Source organism: Bacillus sp. Cr_A10, from assembly GCF_029222665.1.
In the GTDB taxonomy this organism is placed as follows: domain Bacteria; phylum Bacillota; class Bacilli; order Bacillales_A; family Planococcaceae; genus Psychrobacillus.
On record NZ_JARHXR010000010.1, the window covers coordinates 160,384 to 184,400 of the forward strand.

Consider the following 24,017-nt stretch of genomic DNA (forward strand, 5'->3'; position numbering starts at 1 on the left):
AGCCAGTCGGTGAATTTGTAAAATTTATTTAATAGAGATGCAAAAGACCAAGTAGAGCCAACTTAGACTCTACTTGGTCAATTTTATGAAAAAGTAGTTATAGTTAACTTTATTAAGCAAGGAATATTAAATAGAGTTGTTTGTAAATATCGTATTATATTCAACCCACTTTTCTTTTTCTCGCTCTACTGCTCGGTTTTGCCATTCAAACCAAACATATGAACATTCACTACAATGACTTTCTACACCACTATTATTGTTCATATCTCTACGTGTAAATAAGGTCCTTTTGCGACAGCTGTAGCAATAAATTACTTTATCTTCATCACTTTTTATTATCATAATTATCTTTCCTCCAATATAAACTATTTATTGGCTATTACTTGGCTAATTATTCTATAATCAAATAATTTTACTAAATAATTGGACAGTCTAATTTATGGAGGTACCTTCCATGCACTAATCGCAAGTGTCTTTTAGAAATGTCATTCACATGAATTTAATTTCGTTTTCATAAATGCATGACAATATCCATATAAACATAAAGACAGACAGAGTGAACATAGTAGGAGTGATCAATTGTCTTTGATTTGGGTAATGGGCTATATCTACACTGCTTTAGGATTTAGTATAGGTGGGGTAATAGCATGGACGTTAAGAGGAGTACAAAGAAAAATAGATACTATTTACAGTATTTGCGCTGGTTTAATTCTTGGTTTATTAAGTTTTGAAGTTGCTCCCGAGGCTATAAACCTTGGAAATTGGCTCACATTCATCGTAGGATTTGTCATTGGAGTTATTTTATTTAAAATTACACATAAAGCTTTGAAAAATTTATTTGGAACTTTCAAAGGTAAAGATAACTTTTCATTACAAACGGGTATACTGTTGTTCCTTAGTATTTCATTTCACAATTTGCCTATTGGAATAGTAATAGGATCAAATCAAGAGTCTAGTATTGAAATGACGCTTCTACAAACCATTTTACTTCACAATATACCTGAAGGAATAATTGTATTTACTCCATTATTTATTGCGGGCCTTGGAGTATGGACATGGCTATTTTTATCTTTAATTGTTGCAATCCCAGTTGGTTTTGGCGCTTATATAGGGAACTCAATGGGAATTGGCGATCCAATGTTTTGGTCTTTTTCCATAAGTTTAGCAGTAGGCACAATATACATGATCACCATCCAGGAAATAATCATGGAGTCTATTAAGATTTTTCAAAAGTATTAACAATAGCACTCATAAGCTTTGGATGCATAGGAGGTTTTCTTTTTCTTACCTAGCGCTTTTCTGTACATTTTAACCGTCACTTTGTTTTTCATATGCACGCAAAAATAAAAAGAGCCTTACCAGCATATCCCTTATATTAAAGGGTGGCAGAGGCTCTTTTTGGTACTTTAATTAGAAATCAAAGGTCGGATAGGTTTTTTCAAGAAGGTACACCCGAATAAAAAAGAGAGAGATTAAGACAAGAAGAACTAAAAAAAATTCAACAGGTTCATTACAAGATGGATTTAGTAGAGCAGAAAATGGTAACTTAGCTGACTTAGTTGGTGGTTTAGATTGGAAAGGGACAGGAATACTAATCGTTATTTTATTCGTTGGAAAAGTTTTGTATAAACTGTTTTTTTAATGACTTTACTTACACTGTAACTTAAATTCAAGAAATGCGACTAACTTCAAATAGGAGGTGGTTTCTTGAAAAGTTTATTTCCACGTTTTCTTTTTATTATTTTAATAGCACTATTGACTATAGGATGTTCATCTCAAAACATAGAAGAAGTGAACGTATACAAAATGGACAGCTTTTCAAAAGTTGGAGAGAATTCATTGACTACTTATACAGACTCAAGTGTCATGAAAGATTTTAAAAATGCATTCAACAGTGCTAATAAAGAACCAGGAATAGTGAATATGGTTGACCCCGATTATAAAATTGAATTTGGAGATAAATCTTATTTTCTTTGGATAAGTGATGAACATGGCACAATAATGAATACAAATGATACTCATACCATTTATAGTCTTTCAGAAAGTTCGGCAAAAAAAATAGTCGAGATTTTAAACTAATGGCTGATATAGGGAAATATAGGAAGGGTTTTTATATAACAATCACTTAAACTTTCTCTTACAAAACGTATAAGAACTAAAAAAATCTATAAGTAAAAATAGAGTAGCTCAAAATTTTTTGAAGCAACTCTATTTCAATTCATATATAGAATGTATTTTAATGCTTTGCATGACCAATCGCTTGATGCAATAGATTCATAATATGGTCATCATCGCTTGAATAATACAACGTTGTCCCTTCACGTCGAAATTTTACTAAACGTAAATTTTTCAAAAAACGGAGCTGATGAGATACTGTGGACTGACCCAAATTTAGTGCCTCAGCAATATCATTCACAGAGTGCTCTTCGCAGCAAAGTAAGTTTAATATACGAATACGTGTTGGATCACTTAACGCTTTAAACGTCTGGGATACGACAAACAGTGTTTCTTCATCTAATTCATGTGTATTAGTTTGTACTTCCTCTGCCATACTTTTTTCCACCTCCTGTAACTAATCCTATTGACTTACTATTTTACTATTGGAAGTTCTAATACACCCCGTTAGTGATGGTGGTGTGCATGTGCAGCTGAGACATCAGCTTTTGCTGTACATAAAATAGAATTATCACATTTATGTGCAGTAGATTCCAACTGAATCGTCACATGCTGGATATTTTTATGTTCTAAATCATGTTCCATTTTACGTAGTAGTTTTTCGCCCTCTACAATCGTCATTTGTCCCTCAACCACCACATGGCAAGAAAGCGCATTTAAACCACTTGTAATAGACCAAATGTGTAAATCATGAACACCCATAATTCCCTTTGTCTGTTCAATTATTTTAACGATGTCGTTTACACTTACATTTTGAGGCGTGCCCTCCATCAATACATGCAGCGAAGCTTGCGTTACATAATAGCCACTGCGTAAAACTAGTGCTGCAACAATAACACTTGCTAAGGGGTCAGCCCAACCCCAACCAAAGAACATAATCAGTAGTGCTGCAATAATAGCGCCAATTGATCCTAGCATATCACTAATCACATGGAGAAATGCCCCACGCATATTTAAATTCTCTTTCGTATCACTGCCACGCATCATAATCCAAGCAACTAGGATATTCACAGCTAACCCAATACTACTAATAACAAGCATACCGGTTGTTGCCACTTCTGGTGGATTTGTAAAACGTTCAATTGCTTCATAAAAAATAAAGAAAGCTATTAAAATAAGCGTCACACCGTTTAAGACGGCTGCTAAAACTTCAAAACGTTTATAGCCATATGTTTTACTAGCATTTGCTGCTTTTTCACTAAATGTAAATGCTAATAAGGCAACTCCAAGGGATACGGCATCGCTTAGCATATGCCCTGCATCAGAAAGAAGAGCAAGACTGTTTGTAATATAACCCCCTACCGCTTCTACAATCATATAGATGGTAATGATTAAAAACGAAATCAGTAATACTTTTTTATTTTCTCCATGTGCATGATTGTGACTATTACCCATAAAAATCCCTCCCTATTGTTAACCTAAATTTTTATATATGATTATATATTCATATATACATATTATATTCCTAATTATTTATTGTCAATAATTAAAGAGGGAAGATTTTTAAAGTCCTTCATGTGAAAATAACCTAATTTACAAATGGCGAAAAGTTCAAATTAAAAACAAATAGTTAAAATCAAAAATCGTTTATGCCCCTTCCATTGAATTCTTAAATTCTTGTGAAGGTTTAACAGAGTCATCCATTTTATTCCTAAATATCATTTCTCCACTAATCATTTATGGTAAAATATACTAATAAATATAAAATACTAAATGAATGGGGAATAAATGAATGAAATCAATCAAAATTGGGGCAGCTGGATTATTAACTTGTTTAATGCTCCTGAGTTGGTCTTACGAAGAAGCTTCCGCTGAGTCAACATGGACATCTAAATGTTCATCATATGGTGAAATTAAGCAAAATCAAAATCCCGCTTTTCAGCATATGAACTGTTTACTTACGAATGCAGCTTTAGAAGCAAATATCCCTCCCGAAGTTGTTAAAGCTGTGGCTTCAAAAGAAAATGGTGGTTGGAAACAATTTGATGAGAATGGCCAGCCTGTTATCTCAAAAGATAATGGGATCGGTCTTATGCAAATTACCAATCAACTAGGATATGATCAAGAGAAATTGAAATACGATATCAACTACAATATTCAGGCAGGTGTCGAAATCCTTAGTAGTATGTATCACCGTAAAGATCTACCTAAAATAAAAGAGACAGGACCAGAAGTAATCGAAAATTGGTACTTTCCCGTCATGGCTTATAACGGTATAAAGCCTGCTAACAGTCCTCTTTATCAATCCAGTGGCTTGAAGAATATAGGGGCCTATCAAGAAAAAGTCTTTTCGTTTATTGAAAAAGATAGTTACATAAACGATACAAAATTAGGGCAATTTCCTTTCAATACAGTTGATTTTGAATATGACCCTAATAGCAGTGAAAATATTGTATTCAAAAAGAAGGAATATACATTAACTGATCAGTTGCATGCCTCTGCATATCAATTTCAAATAGGAGACAAAGTAACGATCACAAAAGACAATGTAAATTTAAGGTCACAACCTAGTACTTCTTCAGTTGCAAAATCCTTACCAATAAATACTACCTTGATTATTGAAGGAAATTTCTTCTATGATCAATCTTTGACAAGTATAAACCAATTTGTATGGTACCCAGTTAAAACTAAGGATCAAAAGTTAACTGGTTATATATCCTCTGCGTACATTAAGAAAAAGTTAGATGTAGATGTACCCCCTATAAAAGTTATGTGGGGAAAAACAGAACTAAAATTAGGGCAAATAGGTAAAGTTACTATTCTATCTAATACAAACTTGGTCAAAATGGAGAGTAACGGTTCATTGACTACGGTCCGTACTTTGAAAAAAGGCGAAGAATACCGAGTTTATAACTATAAGAGTAATCATGGCGGTTTATATGGTGTAGGTGGTGGAAATTACGTTCAGAAGTCCACAAAAGTAAAATACGAAACACCATCTAAAAGCAAGTTAGCATTACTTGCACAATAACTTGCAATTTTACCAACCATCAATAAATCTATTGCTAATTCAAAGGGACTTTAGAGTATATTGTATATCATGACAGTATTGATCTAATTGAAGTAAATGTTGAGAGTTCATTTAAAAAGAATCAGCAGTCAGTTATTAACTTTAGATAAAGATTGTGAACATTTATATGAGGAAATACAATTTTTTATACAGCAGATATTCAAAGACGTTTCATCTATATAAATTTAGTAACTTAAAGAGGAACTAAATGATTTTAAGATAAAGTGAGTCATAACTTGTAGAGGAGATGAATAGATGACAATAAGTACAGAGAGGAAGGCTTCAAGATTGATGAGATTGCGTAGATTTTGCGGTTATGGTGCTGCAATAACAGTAACACCTTACCTGCTGATCAAAATCGTATGGACTTTAGGTTTCTTCCTCCCAACCGAGCAAATGGGCGACGCCAGTTGGCGCATTATAAACGCAGTTACCGCCGTTCTCGCTGCGATTGGTATCCTTCTTGCAATGGCGTTTTGCAAGCCATGGGGGGAGCGACTACCTGCGTGGTTGGTTGCTCTACCCATTTGGGTTGGTACCGGTTTGCTAGTTCCCATGCTGTTAATCGCACCGGTTCTAGGCCCTGCAGCTATGATTCGAGATCAAGAATCAGGTGCTGCTGATTTCTGGGTATACGAGCAGATCTTCGTAATGATTTCACTTTTCGGAATCGGTATCTTCTTGCCGCTTGCATTGGCAGGGTATGCAATGGCACGTTGGCCAGAGGCACTGAGTGGCACAACCGACTACAAGGAATTGACTGGAAATACTTTACAACTTCAAACCATTATGGCTAGGACAGTCGCTGCTGGCTGCATTCTGCTCGGTGTCATTAAGGTATTTTGGTCGGTTGGCGGCTCTTTCGGCATCAACCCGGCAACCATGGGTGAACGCGATGTGTGGTGGCACATGCTGTCATTGAGTACAGGTGTCTGGTCCTTTGTTGGTGCGTGGGGGATACTGGTGGTATCATCCCGCCGTGGAACGAGGTGGTTTCTACCCCCTATGGCTGCTGCATGGATTTCATCGGGAGCGTTGTTCTCCAACAATCTCTATTCCGCCTTATCTTCAGTTCGACTCGATGCGTCACCCTCCCCAGAGTACCCATTGGCATGGTTGTTGACCACACAGGCCGGCATCGTCTTAGGTATAATAATGGGGATGATTATCCTATTAGTGCTGCACGAACGCCGTCGAGCTCTTCGAGAAGAGTGCAACTGAAATAGATTACACAGAACCACGTATTTATCATAAAAGAATGAATGATTCAATTGAATATAGAAAAAGCGTGTTTTGAGCAATCTTTTTTTTCAATACCCACTTTTTCTATTTGCTCTTTTATTAAGGTTTATAGATTTAATTTAACTTTATTTCAAGGTTACAATTAATGCTTTTTCTCAAGGAATTAAAATACAATTTCTATAGATTTCCTTTCTAGTAGATGTTTTATTACCCCTTCATTACCTACATATCACATTAATAAACACACTCTTGCAACTAAATTTTATATATACTTTTTAGGTATCATATAAGATTAAGTTTAATTCATTGGAAGGGGTATTACATTCTTCGTTATTATTGGTGCTTCTGAAATTGTTTCTACATTATTATCAACTAATATTTGATTGAACAAATCTTTGAATAACAATTTATATTGAAGATATATAGGAACTCTTATTAAAGATAGCTTACCGTATCCTAGAATTTTAGCGCAATCCAATATAAAACGGTAGAATAGTTAAAATAAGCATTTTGAAAATCATAGCCCCTATTTTGAACAAAGATTGATCAAAAAGGGGCTTTTTTTTGTAATAAAGATTGATTATTTCGGTAAGCGAATATTTAACTAAAGCACCCGTTAGTTTAATAAGAACAGAGATGCTTATTAATTCTTTATGGACTATTTTTCGTTCCAATAAAAAAAAGGTAGCCCATGCCAACCTTCTTCCGCAATCGCACCCGATTGAGGAAAACGAGATAATGATTACTTCCAATAGTTTTTTTAATTAAAGCACCCAATATAGTAAGCAAAGAAATAATAAAAAATCTTAACCAACTATATTGGGGTCTATTCTTAATACTTCTGTTATTTTAGTTAACGTCCATTTTTGTCCCAGTCTTCGTCCCAATCTGGATCTTCAAAGTCTCTTCCAGCTTCCATTAAGCTGCTAGCACATCCTTTACAAAAAGACTCACCCTCTATCAGCAATTTTGAATCGAGTTGATTTTTGGAGAATTCTCCTCCACACTCATTACAAATATACTTTTTCATAAGTTTCCTCCCTTTCCAATTTAAATAGCGTATCTAAATATTGATTATACAGCAATAGTAATATAGCTTTTAATGAGGTGCAATTATAATACAATACTCACCCTGTTCAGACAACTATGAATTACACTTACACTAAACTGCTGCGTTAGTTCAATAAGAAAAAAGAGTTGCCTTTGGCAACCCATGATTTTTGACTAAAGCACCCGTTAGTTCAACAATAAAATATGGTTTAGTCACCAGCAATATGTACCTTATCTATATCCGAACTGGACAATTGTTTTATAAATTCTTCAAATTCGTTTAGTTTATTTACCGAAATAAATACTTTGTAATTATTAAGGTCTGTTATTAGATTAGAAAGTCTCTCTCCCGAAAAAGTTTCATTAGTAAGATAAAAATCGCTTAATCTTCTAAGTTCCAAATAACTACGCCACAGTTTCTTAGAATTAAATATTTCATTATGAAGACTTTCTCTCATTTCGTAAAATCCAATCTCACTACCTTCTTGATTATATAAGACAACATCAAATCCCAAATGCAGTTCCCTCCTTAAAACAACTATTACTTAACTTTATCATATTGATTTCTTCTTCAACTAAACTGCTGCGTTAGTTTAAGTGAAATCCTTCACAATCAATAGCTATTTTAACATAAGTATCCAACAAAAAATCACCTCTCAGTTAAACTAGAGAGGTGATTTTAAAATTCTGTTATAAATATCAGTAACCGACTTTATTGTAAAGTTACCTACTATAATGTAACTGGACAAATGTCGGTGCACATCAGTAACGAACTTTCTCTTCAAGTAACAATCTTTTTTTAAAAGTAACAAAAATAGCCACAAATAATATTTTACTTACTCCACCGTTACCGATTTTGCCAAATTTCTTGGTTTATCGACGTCACAGTCTCTGTGTAAAGCAGCATAGTAGCTTATTAGTTGAAGTGGAATTACTGCTACGAGTGGAGCGAATAGCTCGTGTACTTTTGGAAGAATGAATCGATCGCCTTCTTCTTCAAAGCCTTCCATTGCGATGATGCATGGGTTTGCTCCACGCGCTACTACTTCTTTTACGTTGCCGCGAATATTTAAACTTACCGCTTGTTGCGTTGCAAGGGCGATAATCGGTGTACCCTCTTCAATTAGAGCGATCGTACCGTGTTTTAATTCCCCACCTGCAAAACCTTCTGCTTGGATATAAGAAATTTCTTTTAGTTTTAATGCACCTTCAAGACTTACGTAGAAGTCGATGTTACGTCCGATGAAGAATGCATTTCGAGTTGTTGCTAAGAATTCAGTTGCAATTTCTTCCATTTCTTCTTTGGAATCGACAATTGTTTGGACAGCATTTGCTACAATACCTAGTTCTTTGACAACATCAAAGTCTAATTCTATGTTTTGAGATTGCGCGTATACAGATGCTGTTACCATTAATGTCGCAACTTGTGCAACATACGCTTTTGTTGATGCAACGGCAATTTCAGGGCCAGCATGAAGTAGTAATGTATGGTCTGCTTCACGAGAAAGGGTTGACCCAGGCACGTTAGTCATCGTAATAGTTGGGAAGCCTTTATCTTTGATTTTCACTAGCACTTGTCTGCTATCTGCTGTTTCACCTGATTGCGTGATGAACATAAATATTGGTTTTGCTGATAGAAGTGGCATGTTATAGCCGAATTCACTAGAAATATGCACTTCTACTGGAATACCTGCAACTTTCTCAAAGTATTCTTTCCCAATTAATCCTGCATGATAGCTAGTTCCTGCAGCGATAATGTACAGACGATCTGCCTCATTCAGTGCATCTAAAATAGCTTGGTCGATTGTAAGCTCGCCTTGTTCGTTTTGGTACGCTTGTATTATTTTACGGATAACAGCTGGCTGTTCATCCATTTCTTTTAACATATAGTGAGGATATGTCCCTTTTTCAATATCGCTCATGTCAAGTTCTGCCTTGTATGGAGCACGTTCTACTTTTGTGCCATCAAGCTTTTGAATTTCAACAGAATCTTTATGCACGATAACGATTTCTTGGTCATGAAGTTCTACATAGTGCTCTGTCACTTGGAGCATTGCCATTGCGTCAGATGCTACTACATTAAATCCATCTCCTAATCCAACAAGAAGAGGTGATTTATTTTTTGCTACATAAATTGTGTTTTGATCTTCTCTATCAATAAGAGCAATTGCATATGATCCGTGAATAAGATGCAATGTTTTTCTAAGCGCATCTACAGTAGATAAACCATCTTGTGAAAATTTTTCAATAAGCTGTACAATCACTTCTGTATCCGTGTCAGAAGCCATTTCTACATTTGCTAAGTACGCTTTTTTCATAAGATGATAATTTTCAATTACACCATTGTGCACTAAAGTAAAACGCTTTGTAGTACTTTGGTGTGGATGGGCATTCAACTGATTTGGAACACCGTGAGTAGCCCAACGTGTATGACCAATTCCAAGCTTAGCGCCTACCTCTTCGTCTACTACATCGCGTAAGTCTGCAATACGTCCTTTTTCTTTGAAAACGACTACACCTTCTTCATTTAACACAGCGATTCCCGCCGAGTCATATCCGCGGTACTCTAATTTTTCTAAACCTTTTAATAGAATTTCCTTTGTATCTGATTCACCAATATATCCTACGATTCCACACATAATTTCATTTCCTCCGTTTACATTCATGTCAAAATAAACTTGCCTCAGACTGTTGAGAAACGCTCGCATTCTTCGTTACTTGCTCCTGCGGTTACTCGTCGCAAAGAAGGGCTTTTGCTCCTGCGGTTACTCGTCGCAAAGAAGGGCTTTTGCTCCTGCGGTTACTCGTCGCGAAGAAGGGCTTTTGCTCCTGCGGTTAGTTCCACATTCGAATGAAGAATTTGTTTCTACTAAGTCTTACCAAGCTCATTATGCTAAGAATGCCTTCTTTTCCCTCTGTCATACAATCACTTGCATGGTTTATGAAAAAGAATAACAACCGGGCAAATACGGTCGGGAGGCATCCGCCGAAAATTCGATAACCTCCACCTCGTCTGCTGAAGATCTGTTTCGTCCAATTTCTTCAGCTCAGGCGCTATAATTGTTTTCCTTATTTTTACGCGTTTTCTTTTCCCTCCATTTCAACGCGGGTACAGAAACGATTAGATTTTCTGAGTCTGCACTTTATCTATAATACTTAAATTACATATGTTAGTCAATTAAGTACCTCTATTTATATATGCTATAAAACGATATTTTGCTAAGCAAAAGAGCCAGTATACGGAGACTCTTTTGCAAGCAGGTTGATGGAACTATGTTTAAAAAAGGTTCAAACGAATCAAGAAAACTACTAATCTACCAGACAGCAATGGATCCATCTGTTCGAGATTCCGTCCCACCTTGCAGGACTCCTGTTTCAGGGTTTCTCCAAATTATTTGCCCACGACCGAAAGATCCAGTGTCGGATGCGACATGAATGTCATGCCCCTTCCTAACTAAGCTTTGCACTAGATAGTTCGGAAATTCAGGTTCTACGTGAACCGTCTTTCCTTTTATCCACTGCCAGCGTGGCATATCAAGGGCAGCTTGCGGATTTAATAGATAATCAATTGTATTGGTCACTACTTGAAAATGACCCTGCGGCTGCATATATCCACCCATCACTCCAAATGCCCCAACTGCTTGACCATCTTGCGTTAGGAATCCAGGAATGATGGTATGGAATGTACGTTTCCCCGGTTCAATAAAGTTAGGATGTGATTCATTTAATGTAAAATCGTGCCCTCTATTTTGCAATGCAATACCAGTCCCTGGCACTACAATACCTGAGCCAAACCCCATATAATTGCTTTGTATGTATGAAACCATGTTCCCTTCTTCATCAGCAGTTGCTAAATACACAGTACCGCCTTTAGGTAATTCATACGGTTCTGGATCGCTTGCTTCTTCCAAAATGGTTTCTGCTCGCGCTTTTGCGTATTCATCTGATAATAAATGATTTACTTTTACAGGCATTGCATCTAAGTCAGTAATGAACGCTTTTCCGTCCGTAAATGCCAGCTTCATCGCTTCTATCTGTTCATGAAGGATATTTGCATTTTGCCACTCTGGCTTATTCAGTTGCTTGTATATATTTAATGCCATAAGTGCAATCATGCCTTGTCCATTTGGAGGGATTTCCCATACATCATATCCTTTATAATTCGTTGAAATTGGTTCTACCCATTCAGGTTTGTATGTTGCTAAATCTTCTTTGGATAAGAAGCCACCGTGTTTTTTCATGAAATCATCTATTTTAGTAGCAATTTCTCCTTCATAGAAGTCTCGTGCATTTGATTCACCAATTGCCCGTAATGTTTTAGCATGATCTGGAGAGGACCAAATTTCTCCGATTTCAGGAGCGCTCCCATCCGGTGCAAACGTCTCAAACCAAGCTGCAAATTCCTCTGTAGTAAAAGTACTTTTGAACCTTTTATATGCTGCTTTCCAGTACTTACCGAGGATTGGAGTTAAAGGATAACCTTCCTCCGCATATCGGATTGCCGGGATGAGCACTTCTTGAAGTGGGAGTTTCCCATATTGAATGGATAACTCGGCCCATGCTGCCGGGACACCGGGAACCGTTATAGGAATAAGACCAAATGCAGGAATAGTTTCATGACCCTTTTCTCGAATTGCTTTTGCAGAAATTGACTGTGGAGCTGGACCCGATGCGTTCAAACCGTGTAATTTACCTTTTGTCCATACGAGAGCAAATGCATCTCCGCCAATTCCGTTGGATGTTGGTTCTACTACCGTCAAAGCTGCAGCTGTAGCTATGGCCGCATCAATAGCATTTCCGCCCTTTTGAAGAATCTCCAAACCTGCTTGTGCTGCTAATGGTTGCGATGTTGCCACCATACCTTTCTTAGCAAAAACAGTATGGCGTTTTGCTTGAAACGGATGATATAAATAATCCATAAGAGTCCCCCTTAATATTAGATAAATTATTATAATACATTTAACAAAGGGAATCTATATGAATATTCGAATAATTTGAAAATAAAGAAAGACATTCATTTAAGAATGCCTTTCAACCATTTAATCTACAACAATTTCACAATTTCTCTGTTGAATGCTGGCAAATCATCTGGTGTTCGGCTTGTTACGAGTTGATTTCCACAAACAAATACTTCCTCATCGTGGAAATTAGCTCCAGCGTTTTCTAAATCGACTTTTATCGATTTATATCCCGTAGCATCTCGCCCCTCTAATGTTTTAGCGGTAATGAGAAGCTGTGGTCCGTGGCAAATTGCGAATACAGGTTTTTTATCATCCATAAACGCTTTAGCAAAATTAACGAAGCGATCATCTGCGCGTAAGATGTCCGGTGAAAATCCGCCAGGAATAAATAGTGCATCAAAATCTTCCGGCTTTACATCATCGATACCATAGTCCACCTTCAAATTCGCTTCACCTTGTTTACCTGTCACTTCATTTCCTGCTTGTTTTTCAATAATGAATACTTCATGACCAGCGTCGCTTAATGCTTGTGCTGGACTCGTATATTCCACGTCTTCAAACATATTTGTAACTAATGTTGCTACTTTAGCCATTTCGTCACTCCTTATCTGTTTGTTTCTCTCTCTTGTTATTCCACAAAAGTATCTAAACTAAACATTCAAATAAGAAGATAAAAAAAATCCGACATCATGTCGGATTTTTATTTATGTTATTCAGCTAAACCCATCTCTGCTTTAACCACTTCGACGATTCGGTTTACATAGTTTTCGCATTCCACTTCAGTTGCTGCTTCTACCATTACACGTACAAGCGGCTCTGTACCAGATGGACGAACTAAAACGCGTCCATTGCCCGCCATCTCCGCTTCCACTTCGCTTATGATTGCAGCTACTTTTTCATTTTGCGTTACAGCATGTTTGTCAGTTACGCGAACATTTACAAGTTTTTGTGGGTAAATGGTCATTTCGGAAGCAAGCTCTGAAAGTTTCTTACCAGTAATTTTCATAATGTTTACAAGCTGTAAGCCAGTTAACAAGCCATCCCCTGTCGTGTTATAGTCTAAAAACACGATATGCCCTGACTGTTCTCCACCTAGATTGTAGCCATTCTTTTTCATTTCTTCTACAACATAACGATCTCCAACTGCCGTTTTTACACTCGTCATTTCATGTGTTTCTAGTGCTTTATAAAAGCCCATATTACTCATAACTGTGGAAACAACTGTATTTTTATTTAGACGTCCATGTGTATTTAAATGCTTAGCACAAATATACATAATTTGATCGCCGTCTACAATATTCCCTTTTTCATCTACAGCAATTAATCGATCTCCATCCCCATCAAATGCAAGTCCAACATGTGCTCCTTTTTCTAGCACAAATTTCGACAGCTCTTCGGGATGAGTAGATCCTACACCATCGTTTATATTCAAACCGTTAGGTGATGCTCCCATTGTGGATAAATCAGCTTCTAAGTCTGCAAAAACATGTGCAGCTAGCGAAGAAGTTGCGCCATTTGCACAATCTAACGCTACATGAAGTCCAACAAACTCTTCATCAACCGTTTGTTTTAAGTATTGGATATACTTTTGTCCACCTTCAAAGTAGTCAGATACTGATCCAACACCTGCTCCTGTTGGGCGTGGAAGTTCGTCATTTTCAGCATCTAGTAAAATTTCAATTTCTTCTTCTTGTTCATCAGAAAGTTTAAACCCATCTGAACCAAAAAATTTAATACCATTATCTGCAACCGGATTATGAGATGCTGAAATCATTACTCCTGCATCGGCACTCATCACTCTTGTTAAGTAAGAAACACCTGGTGTACTAATTACTCCGAGACGCATTACTTCAACACCAACAGAAAGAAGTCCTGCTACAAGAGCACCTTCCAACATATGACCTGATATGCGAGTATCGCGCCCAATTAAAACCTTCGCACGATTTTCTGTTTCTTTTGTTAGTACATATCCGCCAAAGCGTCCTAATTTAAAAGCAAGTTCCGGTGTTAGTTCTGAGTTTGCTACTCCTCTCACACCATCTGTTCCAAAGTATTTTCCCATTAATCTTCTCTCCTTAAAAACCTGTTGTCCTGCGTATTAAGCTTCTTTTACTGTTAACTTTATCTCGGACGCAGACATTTCCCATTGAACATCTGTAGGGGCATCCATTTTTAACGGAAAAGTATTCTCCCCCACTTGTGCATTTTGTGCTTCTACATATAGAGCAATATTGTTCTTATTTATCTTTTCTAATGCTTCTGGTGTTCCTTTAGCTTTCACAGTAACTAAACCGTCTGTAGGAGCTAGAAATTCACTCACTAGCTGATCGGAAAGTCCTCTAACTTCCACTGTAACTTGCTCAAAAGTTTTTTCACTGACAGCTGATACAGATTCTTCTTTTTCTTCCTTATCTTTATCTTCTTCTGTAGGCTGCTCTGTTACTGGAGCAGGCGTGACATCTGCGGTAACTTTGACTTTGTCGAGCGACATCCTTGTAACTCCATCCGGAATCGCTAACTTCACGTCGAAATCCCCAGATTTTTCTAGCTTACTTATATCTACATCAACAGTCAACTGCTCAAATCTATCAAGAACAGCTCGAGGCCCATATAGTCGTATCGTTTCTACATTAGTAGTCAACCTATTAATCGTCACATCTTGCTTCGGTGAACCCTTTGGTCTTAATACAACAGGGACCTCCTTACTAAGTTCTTCCACTTTTACTTTTACTTGTACTTGTTTTGGTTCCACTGTCACATCTAGTTTGTTTAAATCACGATCCAGAACTCTTACACTCGCTTCTTGATCAAAAGATTTAGTAATTCCTGGATCGCCAACTATAGTTGCTTTTACATAGCCTATGCTATTTATGACACTTTTTGCACCTGTAATTGTAACCATTTTTGGATTGACGTCATAGGACTTAACGATGTAGTTTTCTGCTAACAAGCCTTCATTCATATCCGGATCTACTCGGAATTCCTTCGATATTTTTTCTTCAATATTTACATTTACGTATACAGGGTCTATTCGAACCTTTAATTTATCAGAAAAATTTTCATTTGAAATAGCAACTCTATGCTCACCATAGGTTAACTTTCTCAAATCCACAAATACTTTATAATCCTTCATCATTTTAGCGGATAATACTACTTGTGTTGGGCCTTCTATATTTACTGTAACTGTTTCAGGAACACCAGTTACGACTGAGTTTTCATCATCATAATAAACTTCAACCGGTACGTCTCGTAATACATCAATTTGAGTTCCACTAGTACTTGAACCTGTACTCTCTTCTGATTTCACGGAAACAAATAACAGAATAGCTAAAGTTAATGCTATTATTCGTAAGAACCATGGACTATCCATCATTTTATCCATTTTGTTTCCCCCTCCATAACCATTTAGAAGAAGTTACTTGTTCATCCGTTGGTCCAAACCAAAGTCGCTTCAAGTGTGCTTGAAACTCTTCCATGGATAGATTTCTATGGAGATCACCGTTAGATGTCAAACTAACTGCACCCGTTTCCTCTGATACAACAATGGTTATAGCATCTGTTACTTCACTCAGCCCGATTGCTGCACGGTGTCTTGTTCCAAGCTCTTTAGATATAAAAGGACTTTCTGATAACGGTAAGTAACAAGCGGCAGAAGCTATTTTGTTTTTTTGCACGATTACTGCTCCGTCATGCAATGGGGTATTAGGAATGAAAATGTTAATCAATAACTCGGAGGTGATATTCGCATTTAATGGAATACCAGTCTCGATATAATCTGATAAACCTGTTTCTCTTTCAATCGATATTAAAGCTCCAATTCGACGCTTTGCCATATAACTAACTGACTTGGTCATCGCAGTAATAAGACGGCTTTGCTCTTCTTCTTCTTGTAGAGAACTTCTTGCAAACAATTTCCCTCTACCAATTTGTTCAAGTGCTCTTCTGATTTCTGGCTGGAATATAACTATAATTGCAAAAAATCCAATATTAATTACATTATCAAGCAACCAACCTAACGTATCCATACCTAAAAAGTCAGTCACTACCCGCGCAATAATAATAACAAATATCCCTTTTAATAATTGAACTGCCTTCGTTCCTCTTATAAGGGTAATTAACTTATAAATAACAAACCAGACAAATAAAACATCTAAAATGTTTACAATTACGTTTACTGGCATTAAATCCGTAAATTGCTCCATAAACGACATGTGGCATCCCCCACTTTTCATAACAAATCCATACTCTGTAAGTATAACATGATAATGAACATTCCGCCTTTATGAAGCAAAAAAGTCTACCTAAAATAAGGTAGACTTCTATTTGAAAAGGTAATTGTAAATTATTTAGTTTCCTCATTTTCAAAAAATGAAACAACCTGCTTGCCCGCATCTTTTATATGGAACCATAGCCAATCAAACACTTCATTGATTTCCTCAGTTTTTCCTGTAATAACTGCTGTAGATGCCATATATTTAGAACCGTTTATGACAGTTAAATTCCCATCCAGCTCACCGTCAATTTGAACATCTCCATTTTTCACAACAAGATCACCTTTCACGACTTGTCCTTTAGGAATTATAACTGTTTCTCCTTTGACAACTACATTTTCCTGTTTGGTGAAAGAGAACTGCTGCTCCTCATTGAAGTTTGTGAATAGAGCGCTACTCATAAATAAGCAGAACAATGCTGCTGCAGTAATAATGGGATGTTGTCTCAACCATCTACTAACACCAGCATGAGATTTTTCTTTTGGAAGTTTTGCCATAACTGATTTGGTAAAATGAGTAGGTGCCTCTGCACGAGCCGCTCCCTTTACGAAGGCAACTACATCACTTAACTCATGCATATGGGCCTGACAATCCACGCATGACTGCAAATGAGATTTAAGTTCAAGCTCATGTTCACGGCTAATTTCACCATCTAAGTATTCATGCATAAAGTGAACGATTCGCTCTGGACATGCATTCATCGTGATTCCCTCCTATAAAAAATTAGGCTGTTTACTTAGCTGTTTTCTAAGTGCTTCTCGACCTCTATGAATTCTTGTTTTTACTGTCCCAAGTGGTAATTCTAATATCTCACTTATTTCTTGTAAAGATAATTCTTCCATATATTTCAGGACTATCGCTGATCGATATTTGTCTGGTAATCGACTTATCTCATATTGTATTCGATCCTGTAACTCGAGCTTCATCAGTTCTTCTTCGGGAAGTTCTTCTGATGCCGCTATTTGAGAATACATATTAAGTCCCTCTGTACCTGCAACTTCTGCATCTAAATGATAATCTGGCTTTTTTTTACGAATACGATCTATACATAAATTCGTAGCAATTCTATACAGCCAAGTGGAAAATTTCCTTTTTTGATCAAACGTGTGAATGTTAATATATGCTCTTACAAAAGCCTCTTGTGCTATATCTTCTGCTTCATGACGATTCCCTAACATACGAAAACAAACTTGAAAGAGCTTATGCTGATACAGGTCAACAATCTCCGCGAATGCGTCTTTGTCGCCTTTTAACACTTGTTTTATTCGCTTGTTCACCAACGCATCCATCGTGATTCCCCTCCGCTCCATGCGGCTGTCTTACCTATACGATTAAAGGTAGTAACAGGTTTCATTTATTTTTTCTTTATTTTAATTTTATCAAAAAATCTTCCAATTGTGGGATATTTTCTAAAAGAAAAAGCTAACACCTCAAAAGATTGAACGTCCGATCCACTCCTGCAGAAAAAGCGAAACAACCGACACCATACAGGACCATAGACGAAGCGGCTCTGCCACTCTCCTGCGGTAAGCTTCAGAAAAATGTTATTTTTTCTATACATCTATAAAAAGGCTGTAGATAACTCTTTTTTTGAGTTTCTCTACAGCCTGAGCAGACACCTAAATGTCTTTTTTACACGTTATATAAGACTTTCCCCAAACAATGATCCCATGAGGGCAACCGCAACATCTGCGGTCTTATTTTTTTCATCAAGTATAGGATTTACTTCCACAAACTCAGCCGAAGTAATTAGGTTTGATGAATAAAGCATCTCCATAGCTAAATGACTTTCACGATAAGTAATTCCCCCAGGAACTGGAGTACCAACACCTGGTGTGTAGATTGGGTCTATACCGTCTAAGTCAAGTGATAGATGAACTCCATCCACTTCTCGCTCTTGGAAATACTCGATTGTTTGCTCCATAATTTTCGTCATTCCAAGTTTGTCTATTTCATGCATAGAGAACACCTTAATGCCTTTTTCTTTAATCAATTCGCGTTCACCAGGATCTACGGAGCGCGCTCCAATAATTACTACATTTTCAGGTTTTATCTTAGGAGTGTATGAGCGTATTTTTACTAAGTCAGTATGTCCTAATCCCAGGCTCACAGCTAATGGCATCCCGTGTATATTACCTGAAGGTGAAGTCTCTTCCGTATTTAAGTCCGCGTGTGCATCGTACCAAATTACTCCAAGGTTTTTATATTTATCTGCTAATCCTGCTAGCGTTCCAATAGCAATACTGTGATCTCCACCAAAAATCAAAGGATAATCACCTTCTGCTATAATTTCCCTTACTTCGTTTGCAAGCTTTGTATTACCCTCAACTACCTCTTCCAAATTACGTAGCTTTGTATTCTTTGACATTTCTTTTCTTCCTATTACTATGTCGCCTTTGTCTTTTACCGTATGGCCAAGTGCTTTTAAACGTTCAATTGCTCCTGCGTAACGAATAGCGCTCGGTCCCATATCGACACCTCTTCTATTTTGACCAAGATCCATCGGTACACCAACAATAGTTATATTTAATTTATTCATGATTTTATACCCCCAATTATTTATATACCTATTGTAAATCCTAAAGGGCTGTTGGCTCAACCAAGCAAAATCATGAATATTTATTCATAAGCTGAACGAGGTGATTTTTCACATCTGCCCACTCACTATCGATTATTGAGTAGACAACTGCATTTCTTACGGTTCCATTTGAACGCAAGCGCTCATTCCGTAAAACACCTTCTTTTACTCCACCTATTCGTTCAATCGCACGTTGTGACTTCACATTTAATTCATCGGTTTTAAATTGAACTCGAATCATTCCGAGATTTTCAAAGCAATGTTTTAATAACAGGTATTTACATGTCGTATTAACATGTGTTCGTTGAAACGTTTGACCATAGAAAGTTGAACCGATTTCACACGCATGATTCGCTGTATCGATTCCATATATACGTGTCGTACCAATTATTTCTTTTGTGTCTGTATGTTCCACGACAAATGCGAGAGCGGTTTTGGCAATGTTCATTTGTTGGATTCCTACTTGTAGCCATTGCTCTAGCTGTTCATAGCTTTCTACTTTATTCAACATAAATTCAAAGATTTTAGGGTTATACAACTCCCATAAATGTTGAATATCTGTTTGTTCTAATGGACGTAATGTCACATCTCCAAATACAATTACTTCTGCCAAATCCAAACACCTCACTTTTTCTTTTATCATAATAGAAAAAGTGAGGTGTTGAAAAGAATTATTTTATTAATATATCTCCTACGTATAGAGACTGTGGACGAAAGAGAGATGCATCCTCTATCTGTTCTAGTATATGAGCACTCCACCCTACCATGCGTGCTATGCTAAATGTTGGAGTAAATAAAACAGCAGGCATGTCGATTGAACGCATAATAGCCGCTGCATAAAATTCTACATTCGTATATAGATTTCTTCCTGGCTTGTATTTTTCTAATAGTGAAGTAATCTCTTTTTCAGCCTTTGTCGCCAAATCTAGCCAAGGATCAGAGCCTTGCAAACGGACACATGCTTCTCTTAGCAAAATTGATCGAGGATCCTCGGTTTTATAAATACGATGTCCAAAACCCATAACTTTTTCACCATTTTTTAGCTTTTCTTCGATAACAGGTCGTATCCTTGCTTCCTCTTTTATTTCATCGAGCAAATTTAATACTTCGGCGGGCGCTCCACCATGTAAAGGACCTTTCATTGTACCAATGGCAGAAGTAATCGCTGCAGGTACATCAGATTCAGTCGAGATAGTCACTCTCGCTGCAAAAGTTGAGGCGTTTAATCCATGCTCCATTGTTAGCTTTAAATACGTTTCCAGTGCTTTAACCTGCACTGAAGTTGGAGGAGTACCTTGGAGCATCCATAAATAATTTTCTGTATGCGAAAAATCACTATTTTGCTCGATTAACGGAAATCCCTGTTGCTTTCTATAATGTCTTGCAATTATTACTGGAAGCGCACCTGTTAAGTAAGTCGCTTGCTCCATCTTGTCTTTTTGTAAAAATTCAGTTGTACCAAATGCAGATATAGCTGTTCTCATGGCATCCATAATAGAAACTGTTGTCGGAAGAGTATCGATGATTGTACAGACATATTCCGGTAACTTTCTACCTTTTATTAGTTTTTTATGGAATTCCTGCAGTTCATTCTCCGAAGGTAAATCGTTATACAATAAGAAGTAAGCAACTTCTTCAAATGAATAATCTAGTACTAGATCTTTTACGTCCATCCCACGATATCTCAATACTCCTTTGTCACCATCGACCAGACCAACTTTTGTATGCACTGCAACTACACCTTTTAATCCTTTTTGAAACATATTCATACCCCTTCCTTTTCTTTAGTATAAGAAAGTTTTATAATTAATAAAATTAAATAATTTAAATGAAGTTGATTATATTTCTTAATTAAAAGGAGAAGAAAAATGGAATATCAATGGTTGAAGACTTTTATTGTCGCTGCCGAAACATGTAATTTTAGAAAAGCGTCCGAAAAATTACTAATTTCTCAGCCTGGCGTCACGGTTCATATAAAATTATTAGAAGAATATTTAGGGATTTCTTTATTTGACCGAACAAACAGACGCGTAGGTTTATCTGATGCTGGTAAATTGTTTTATGAAGAAGCTGTTCTACTTACAAAGAACTTAGAAGAAAGCGTGCATCGATTACATGCTTTTACTGAAGGATATACCCACAAGTGGATTATCGCCATTTCTCCCTTAATGGCGGAAACCATCTTGCCCTACATATTACGTTCATTTATGGACAAACATCCGGACTTGGAAGTATCTATAAGAGTTGAAGAATCTAATGTCATTGAAGATTTAGTATGGAAAGGAGATGTTCATATTGGCATCTCAGCACTAGAGGCTACACGGAAAGAAATACAATCTATTGAGCTCTATGAAGATCCTCTTATATTTGTTGTTCCTTCCGATGGGTATGATGAGGAATCGGGGCCTATCGTGAATCCAGAAGAATACTTATCTAGCAATTATTTGTTCACTCATCACCATCCAGTTGTGTGGGACACACTTCTTTTACAGCTGCGCAAGCGAGTGATTAACATACGAACTATGAAAGTTACGCAGGCACATATAGTAAAACGCTTTATTCAAGAAGGCTTAGGTATTTCATTTCTTCCACAATCCATTATCAAACGAGAATTAATCGAGGGACGTGTGATGAATGTACCTTTCGAGTTATTTCCACTTCCCAAAGTAAAAACATTTTTATTACTTAAAAATAGGGGAGATCTCGAGCAGGAGTTTATAGAAAAAATATCTAACTACTATTTTGGATAATTAATTTTACGAGGTGATTAAATGAAAAAGAAACTATTTTTAATTAGACATTGCCAAGCGGAAGGGCAGGAAGCAGACGCACCCCTAACCGAAAAAGGTTATAAGCAAGCGTTAGAACTTGCTATCTCCTTGAATAACATTCGTGCAGACCAAATAATTTCAAGCCCTTATTTAAGAGCTCGACAAACGATTGATCCATATGCAAAGGATACAAATCTAGAAATTAAAATAGATACACGTTTATCAGAACGTGTATTAAGCACGAGCAACCTGCCAGACTGGCTTGATAAGTTAAGGAGTACTTTTGATGATATGGACTTAAAGTTAGAAGGCGGCGAAACTAGCAGGGAAGCACAGACACGAATTGTGGAAGTTGTGGAGGAAATCTTAGATAGTAATATAGAAAATACTGTTCTCGTGACACATGGTAATATTCTGTCCCTACTATTGAGGCACTACCAGAATAGTTTTGGCTTTGAGCAATGGAAGAGTTTAAGCAATCCAGATGTATTTTTGATGCAATTCACCAATGATGAATATACAATTCACCGTGTTTGGAAAGAATAATGAACATAGAAAAAAGGGTATTCCATAAAAATGGAATACCCTTTTTTTAGATGGAGCCTAGCGGGATCGAACCGCTGACCTCCTGCGTGCAAGGCAGGCGCTCTCCCAGCTGAGCTAAGGCCCCGAAGTTAAAACAGTGTTGGCTGGGGTACCTGGATTCGAACCAGGGCATGACGGAATCAAAATCCGTTGCCTTACCGCTTGGCTATACCCCAATAAACTGGTGGAGGGGGACGGATTCGAACCGCCGAACCCTAAGGAGCGGATTTACAGTCCGCCGCGTTTAGCCACTTCGCTACCCCTCCAAAGCTATATAAAAAATAAAATGGTGGAGGATGACGGGCTCGAACCGCCGACCCTCTGCTTGTAAGGCAGATGCTCTCCCAGCTGAGCTAATCCTCCTGGGTTATATAAATTCACGATAAGCTTTCACATCTCTGCGTTAACTTCTATCGTTCCTTTGTATCCTTGACCTTCTTGCTTCTCCTGATTTTATGAATAAGGGTCAGTCAAAACTGGACAAGAATAATAGTAACATATTTATTCTACTAAGACAAGTAGTTCTAAGTAGTTTGTAAAATTTCTACTCCATATGTAAGCTTCCAAGCGGATTCGAACCGCTGACCTCTTCCTTACCATGGAAGCACTCTACCTACTGAGCTATGGAAGCATAGACAAAAAAATGGCTCCGAAGGTAGGACTCGAACCTACGACCGATCGGTTAACAGCCGATTGCTCTACCACTGAGCTACTTCGGAACGGATAATATTTAAAGTACAAATATAATTATAGCAATCCTTTGTTAAATTTCAAGTATATTTTTAGTAAATACATAACAATTTCTCAGCTTTTTTCATGCAATTAATTATTTCCTAAGAAATAATTTTGATGGATCGCTTGAATGAATTTTAAAGTGGTTAAGGGATTACAATTAATGGCAGAGCGAGACTAAAATTGCTTAATTCGCAACTATTTAAGTTAGATTCGAGACCATTTCAGGTGAATCCGAGACCAATCTTGTTAAATATGGATAAGGGAGACTAATTTGTCTTGGAGAGCAACCAAATGAGTCGTATAAGCGACTAAGGATAATCTAAAAGCAATCAATTTGATAATGAAAGCGACCATTTCTCACAATAAAGAGTTCAGTTTCTCTGTGATGACACATTTTTTCTTCTGTCCTACGCTACGAGGCTCTCATCCTTGCTTCCTCGAATTCTTTGTTCTTTGCCTTCTGCCTTTTTTCTAGTACAACAAAAAAGTCGTCACCGATTACTCGGTGACGACTTTTCAATTGCCCAGCGACGTCCTACTCTCACAGGGGGAGACCCCCAACTACCATCGGCGCTGAAGAGCTTAACTTCCGTGTTCGGTATGGGAACGGGTGTGACCTCTTCGCCATCATCACTAGAC

At 37.1% G+C, this 24,017-nt stretch carries 23 protein-coding genes, 6 tRNA genes, 1 rRNA gene and 1 pseudogene; 7 read left to right on the forward strand and 24 right to left on the reverse strand.

Features of this window, described 5'->3' with window-relative positions:
* Window positions 1–126: 126 nt before the first annotated feature.
* Window positions 127–342 carry a hypothetical protein gene (locus P2Q73_RS12985; protein WP_231687484.1) on the reverse strand — a complete coding sequence of 72 codons (216 nt, stop codon included), beginning with the start codon at window positions 340–342 and terminating at the stop codon, window positions 127–129.
* A 237-nt stretch (window positions 343–579) separates the two neighbouring features.
* Between P2Q73_RS12985 and P2Q73_RS12990 the strand changes: the two genes are divergently transcribed.
* The 3 genes and pseudogenes from P2Q73_RS12990 to P2Q73_RS13000 all read left to right on the forward strand — a co-directional run bounded on the left by P2Q73_RS12990 (window position 580) and on the right by P2Q73_RS13000 (window position 2,079).
* Window positions 580–1,239 (forward strand): ZIP family metal transporter, encoded by a 660-nt coding sequence (locus tag P2Q73_RS12990; protein WP_275787872.1) that lies wholly within the window; start codon window positions 580–582, stop codon window positions 1,237–1,239.
* 221 nt (window positions 1,240–1,460) lie between these two features.
* A pseudogene (locus tag P2Q73_RS12995) lies at window positions 1,461–1,642 on the forward strand (DUF6366 family protein); the annotation flags it as partial.
* Window positions 1,643–1,707: 65 nt separating this feature from the next.
* Entirely contained in the window at window positions 1,708–2,079 is a 372-nt protein-coding gene (locus P2Q73_RS13000) for a YhfM domain-containing protein (protein WP_056830823.1), read from the forward strand.
* A gap of 157 nt (window positions 2,080–2,236) precedes the next feature.
* On the opposite strand, the gene P2Q73_RS13005 is transcribed toward P2Q73_RS13000, so the two are convergent.
* Together P2Q73_RS13005 and P2Q73_RS13010 are read right to left on the reverse strand one after the other, a co-directional pair.
* Window positions 2,237–2,551, reverse strand: a complete 315-nt coding sequence (locus P2Q73_RS13005; protein WP_053591409.1) for an ArsR/SmtB family transcription factor — start codon at window positions 2,549–2,551, stop codon at window positions 2,237–2,239.
* Between the two features lie 71 nt (window positions 2,552–2,622).
* Window positions 2,623–3,570, reverse strand: coding sequence for a cation diffusion facilitator family transporter (locus P2Q73_RS13010; RefSeq protein ID WP_275787877.1), 948 nt, complete (start codon window positions 3,568–3,570; stop codon window positions 2,623–2,625).
* A 337-nt stretch (window positions 3,571–3,907) separates the two neighbouring features.
* Between P2Q73_RS13010 and P2Q73_RS13015 the strand changes: the two genes are divergently transcribed.
* Together P2Q73_RS13015 and P2Q73_RS13020 are read left to right on the forward strand one after the other, a co-directional pair.
* A complete protein-coding gene (locus tag P2Q73_RS13015; protein ID WP_275787879.1) occupies window positions 3,908–5,146 on the forward strand; it encodes a transglycosylase SLT domain-containing protein in 1,239 nt (412 codons plus the stop codon).
* 294 nt (window positions 5,147–5,440) lie between these two features.
* Window positions 5,441–6,406, forward strand: a complete 966-nt coding sequence (locus P2Q73_RS13020) for a hypothetical protein (protein ID WP_275787882.1) — start codon at window positions 5,441–5,443, stop codon at window positions 6,404–6,406.
* 319 nt (window positions 6,407–6,725) lie between these two features.
* Here P2Q73_RS13020 and P2Q73_RS20435 read toward each other — a convergent pair whose 3' ends face one another.
* The 14 genes from P2Q73_RS20435 to P2Q73_RS13085 all read right to left on the reverse strand — a co-directional run bounded on the left by P2Q73_RS20435 (window position 6,726) and on the right by P2Q73_RS13085 (window position 21,050).
* A complete protein-coding gene (locus tag P2Q73_RS20435; RefSeq protein ID WP_481747158.1) occupies window positions 6,726–6,905 on the reverse strand; it encodes a hypothetical protein in 180 nt (59 codons plus the stop codon).
* 375 nt (window positions 6,906–7,280) lie between these two features.
* The gene (locus tag P2Q73_RS13025; RefSeq protein ID WP_275787885.1) at window positions 7,281–7,457 is read right to left on the reverse strand and encodes a hypothetical protein; all 177 of its coding nucleotides are present in this window, start codon (window positions 7,455–7,457) and stop codon (window positions 7,281–7,283) included.
* Between the two features lie 229 nt (window positions 7,458–7,686).
* Entirely contained in the window at window positions 7,687–7,992 is a 306-nt protein-coding gene (locus P2Q73_RS13030) for a hypothetical protein (protein ID WP_275787887.1), read from the reverse strand.
* 321 nt (window positions 7,993–8,313) lie between these two features.
* The gene (gene glmS / locus P2Q73_RS13035; protein WP_275787890.1) at window positions 8,314–10,116 is read right to left on the reverse strand and encodes a glutamine--fructose-6-phosphate transaminase (isomerizing); all 1,803 of its coding nucleotides are present in this window, start codon (window positions 10,114–10,116) and stop codon (window positions 8,314–8,316) included.
* A gap of 675 nt (window positions 10,117–10,791) precedes the next feature.
* Entirely contained in the window at window positions 10,792–12,396 is a 1,605-nt protein-coding gene (locus P2Q73_RS13040; protein WP_275787893.1) for a gamma-glutamyltransferase family protein, read from the reverse strand.
* Between the two features lie 125 nt (window positions 12,397–12,521).
* The gene (locus P2Q73_RS13045) at window positions 12,522–13,031 is read right to left on the reverse strand and encodes a type 1 glutamine amidotransferase domain-containing protein (RefSeq protein WP_275787895.1); all 510 of its coding nucleotides are present in this window, start codon (window positions 13,029–13,031) and stop codon (window positions 12,522–12,524) included.
* 116 nt (window positions 13,032–13,147) lie between these two features.
* Complete coding sequence (glmM, locus tag P2Q73_RS13050; protein ID WP_275787899.1) at window positions 13,148–14,500, reverse strand: phosphoglucosamine mutase; 1,353 nt, start codon at window positions 14,498–14,500, stop codon at window positions 13,148–13,150.
* 36 nt (window positions 14,501–14,536) lie between these two features.
* On the reverse strand, window positions 14,537–15,820 hold the full coding sequence (locus tag P2Q73_RS13055) for a CdaR family protein (protein ID WP_275787902.1): 1,284 nt from the start codon (window positions 15,818–15,820) through the stop codon (window positions 14,537–14,539).
* Complete coding sequence (gene cdaA / locus P2Q73_RS13060) at window positions 15,813–16,649, reverse strand: diadenylate cyclase CdaA (protein ID WP_056830840.1); 837 nt, start codon at window positions 16,647–16,649, stop codon at window positions 15,813–15,815. Before cdaA ends, P2Q73_RS13055 begins: the two co-directional genes overlap by 8 nt.
* 131 nt (window positions 16,650–16,780) lie before the next feature.
* Window positions 16,781–17,410 carry a zf-HC2 domain-containing protein gene (locus tag P2Q73_RS13065; protein ID WP_053591361.1) on the reverse strand — a complete coding sequence of 210 codons (630 nt, stop codon included), beginning with the start codon at window positions 17,408–17,410 and terminating at the stop codon, window positions 16,781–16,783.
* Window positions 17,411–17,422: 12 nt separating this feature from the next.
* A complete protein-coding gene (gene sigW, locus P2Q73_RS13070; RefSeq protein WP_053591360.1) occupies window positions 17,423–17,998 on the reverse strand; it encodes an RNA polymerase sigma factor SigW in 576 nt (191 codons plus the stop codon).
* Window positions 17,999–18,348: 350 nt separating this feature from the next.
* Window positions 18,349–19,248: an arginase gene (gene rocF, locus P2Q73_RS13075; RefSeq protein WP_053591359.1), complete on the reverse strand. Its 900-nt coding sequence runs from the start codon at window positions 19,246–19,248 to the stop codon at window positions 18,349–18,351.
* 70 nt (window positions 19,249–19,318) lie between these two features.
* Window positions 19,319–19,900 carry a GNAT family N-acetyltransferase gene (locus tag P2Q73_RS13080; RefSeq protein ID WP_231687483.1) on the reverse strand — a complete coding sequence of 194 codons (582 nt, stop codon included), beginning with the start codon at window positions 19,898–19,900 and terminating at the stop codon, window positions 19,319–19,321.
* 58 nt (window positions 19,901–19,958) lie between these two features.
* Window positions 19,959–21,050 carry a citrate synthase/methylcitrate synthase gene (locus tag P2Q73_RS13085; protein WP_275787910.1) on the reverse strand — a complete coding sequence of 364 codons (1,092 nt, stop codon included), beginning with the start codon at window positions 21,048–21,050 and terminating at the stop codon, window positions 19,959–19,961.
* Window positions 21,051–21,155: 105 nt separating this feature from the next.
* Between P2Q73_RS13085 and P2Q73_RS13090 the strand changes: the two genes are divergently transcribed.
* Both P2Q73_RS13090 and P2Q73_RS13095 read left to right on the forward strand, forming a co-directional pair.
* On the forward strand, window positions 21,156–22,037 hold the full coding sequence (locus P2Q73_RS13090) for a LysR family transcriptional regulator (RefSeq protein WP_275787912.1): 882 nt from the start codon (window positions 21,156–21,158) through the stop codon (window positions 22,035–22,037).
* A 21-nt stretch (window positions 22,038–22,058) separates the two neighbouring features.
* Entirely contained in the window at window positions 22,059–22,604 is a 546-nt protein-coding gene (locus tag P2Q73_RS13095) for a histidine phosphatase family protein (protein WP_275787914.1), read from the forward strand.
* Between the two features lie 51 nt (window positions 22,605–22,655).
* Here P2Q73_RS13095 and P2Q73_RS13100 read toward each other — a convergent pair.
* The 7 genes from P2Q73_RS13100 to rrf all read right to left on the reverse strand — a co-directional run bounded on the left by P2Q73_RS13100 (window position 22,656) and on the right by rrf (window position 24,016).
* Window positions 22,656–22,728: transfer RNA gene (locus P2Q73_RS13100), tRNA-Ala, on the reverse strand.
* Window positions 22,729–22,744: 16 nt separating this feature from the next.
* Window positions 22,745–22,819, reverse strand: a tRNA-Gln gene (locus P2Q73_RS13105).
* A gap of 6 nt (window positions 22,820–22,825) precedes the next feature.
* Window positions 22,826–22,909: transfer RNA gene (locus tag P2Q73_RS13110), tRNA-Tyr, on the reverse strand.
* Window positions 22,910–22,930: 21 nt separating this feature from the next.
* A tRNA-Val gene (locus P2Q73_RS13115) sits at window positions 22,931–23,006 on the reverse strand.
* A 195-nt stretch (window positions 23,007–23,201) separates the two neighbouring features.
* Window positions 23,202–23,274, reverse strand: a tRNA-Thr gene (locus P2Q73_RS13120).
* A 13-nt stretch (window positions 23,275–23,287) separates the two neighbouring features.
* A tRNA-Asn gene (locus P2Q73_RS13125) sits at window positions 23,288–23,362 on the reverse strand.
* A gap of 538 nt (window positions 23,363–23,900) precedes the next feature.
* Window positions 23,901–24,016 (reverse strand): 5S ribosomal RNA (gene rrf, locus P2Q73_RS13130).
* Window position 24,017 lies beyond the last annotated feature (1 nt).

Bases quoted from the DNA above. Each gene is read 5' to 3' on its own strand.
- P2Q73_RS12985 (WP_231687484.1), bottom strand. From the start codon at position 342: ATGATAATAAAAAGTGATGAAGATAAAGTAATTTATTGCTACAGCTGT.
- P2Q73_RS13005 (WP_053591409.1), bottom strand. From the start codon at position 2,551: ATGGCAGAGGAAGTACAAACTAATACACATGAATTAGATGAAGAAACA.
- P2Q73_RS13010 (WP_275787877.1), bottom strand. From the start codon at position 3,570: ATGGGTAATAGTCACAATCATGCACATGGAGAAAATAAAAAAGTATTA.
- P2Q73_RS13015 (WP_275787879.1), top strand. From the start codon at position 3,908: ATGAAATCAATCAAAATTGGGGCAGCTGGATTATTAACTTGTTTAATG.
- P2Q73_RS13020 (WP_275787882.1), top strand. From the start codon at position 5,441: ATGACAATAAGTACAGAGAGGAAGGCTTCAAGATTGATGAGATTGCGT.
- P2Q73_RS13025 (WP_275787885.1), bottom strand. From the start codon at position 7,457: ATGAAAAAGTATATTTGTAATGAGTGTGGAGGAGAATTCTCCAAAAAT.
- glmS (WP_275787890.1), bottom strand. From the start codon at position 10,116: ATGTGTGGAATCGTAGGATATATTGGTGAATCAGATACAAAGGAAATT.
- P2Q73_RS13040 (WP_275787893.1), bottom strand. From the start codon at position 12,396: ATGGATTATTTATATCATCCGTTTCAAGCAAAACGCCATACTGTTTTT.
- P2Q73_RS13045 (WP_275787895.1), bottom strand. From the start codon at position 13,031: ATGGCTAAAGTAGCAACATTAGTTACAAATATGTTTGAAGACGTGGAA.
- glmM (WP_275787899.1), bottom strand. From the start codon at position 14,500: ATGGGAAAATACTTTGGAACAGATGGTGTGAGAGGAGTAGCAAACTCA.
- P2Q73_RS13055 (WP_275787902.1), bottom strand. From the start codon at position 15,820: ATGGATAAAATGATGGATAGTCCATGGTTCTTACGAATAATAGCATTA.
- cdaA (WP_056830840.1), bottom strand. From the start codon at position 16,649: ATGTCGTTTATGGAGCAATTTACGGATTTAATGCCAGTAAACGTAATT.
- P2Q73_RS13065 (WP_053591361.1), bottom strand. From the start codon at position 17,410: ATGAATGCATGTCCAGAGCGAATCGTTCACTTTATGCATGAATACTTA.
- sigW (WP_053591360.1), bottom strand. From the start codon at position 17,998: ATGGATGCGTTGGTGAACAAGCGAATAAAACAAGTGTTAAAAGGCGAC.
- rocF (WP_053591359.1), bottom strand. From the start codon at position 19,248: ATGAATAAATTAAATATAACTATTGTTGGTGTACCGATGGATCTTGGT.
- P2Q73_RS13085 (WP_275787910.1), bottom strand. From the start codon at position 21,050: ATGTTTCAAAAAGGATTAAAAGGTGTAGTTGCAGTGCATACAAAAGTT.
- P2Q73_RS13090 (WP_275787912.1), top strand. From the start codon at position 21,156: ATGGAATATCAATGGTTGAAGACTTTTATTGTCGCTGCCGAAACATGT.
- P2Q73_RS13095 (WP_275787914.1), top strand. From the start codon at position 22,059: ATGAAAAAGAAACTATTTTTAATTAGACATTGCCAAGCGGAAGGGCAG.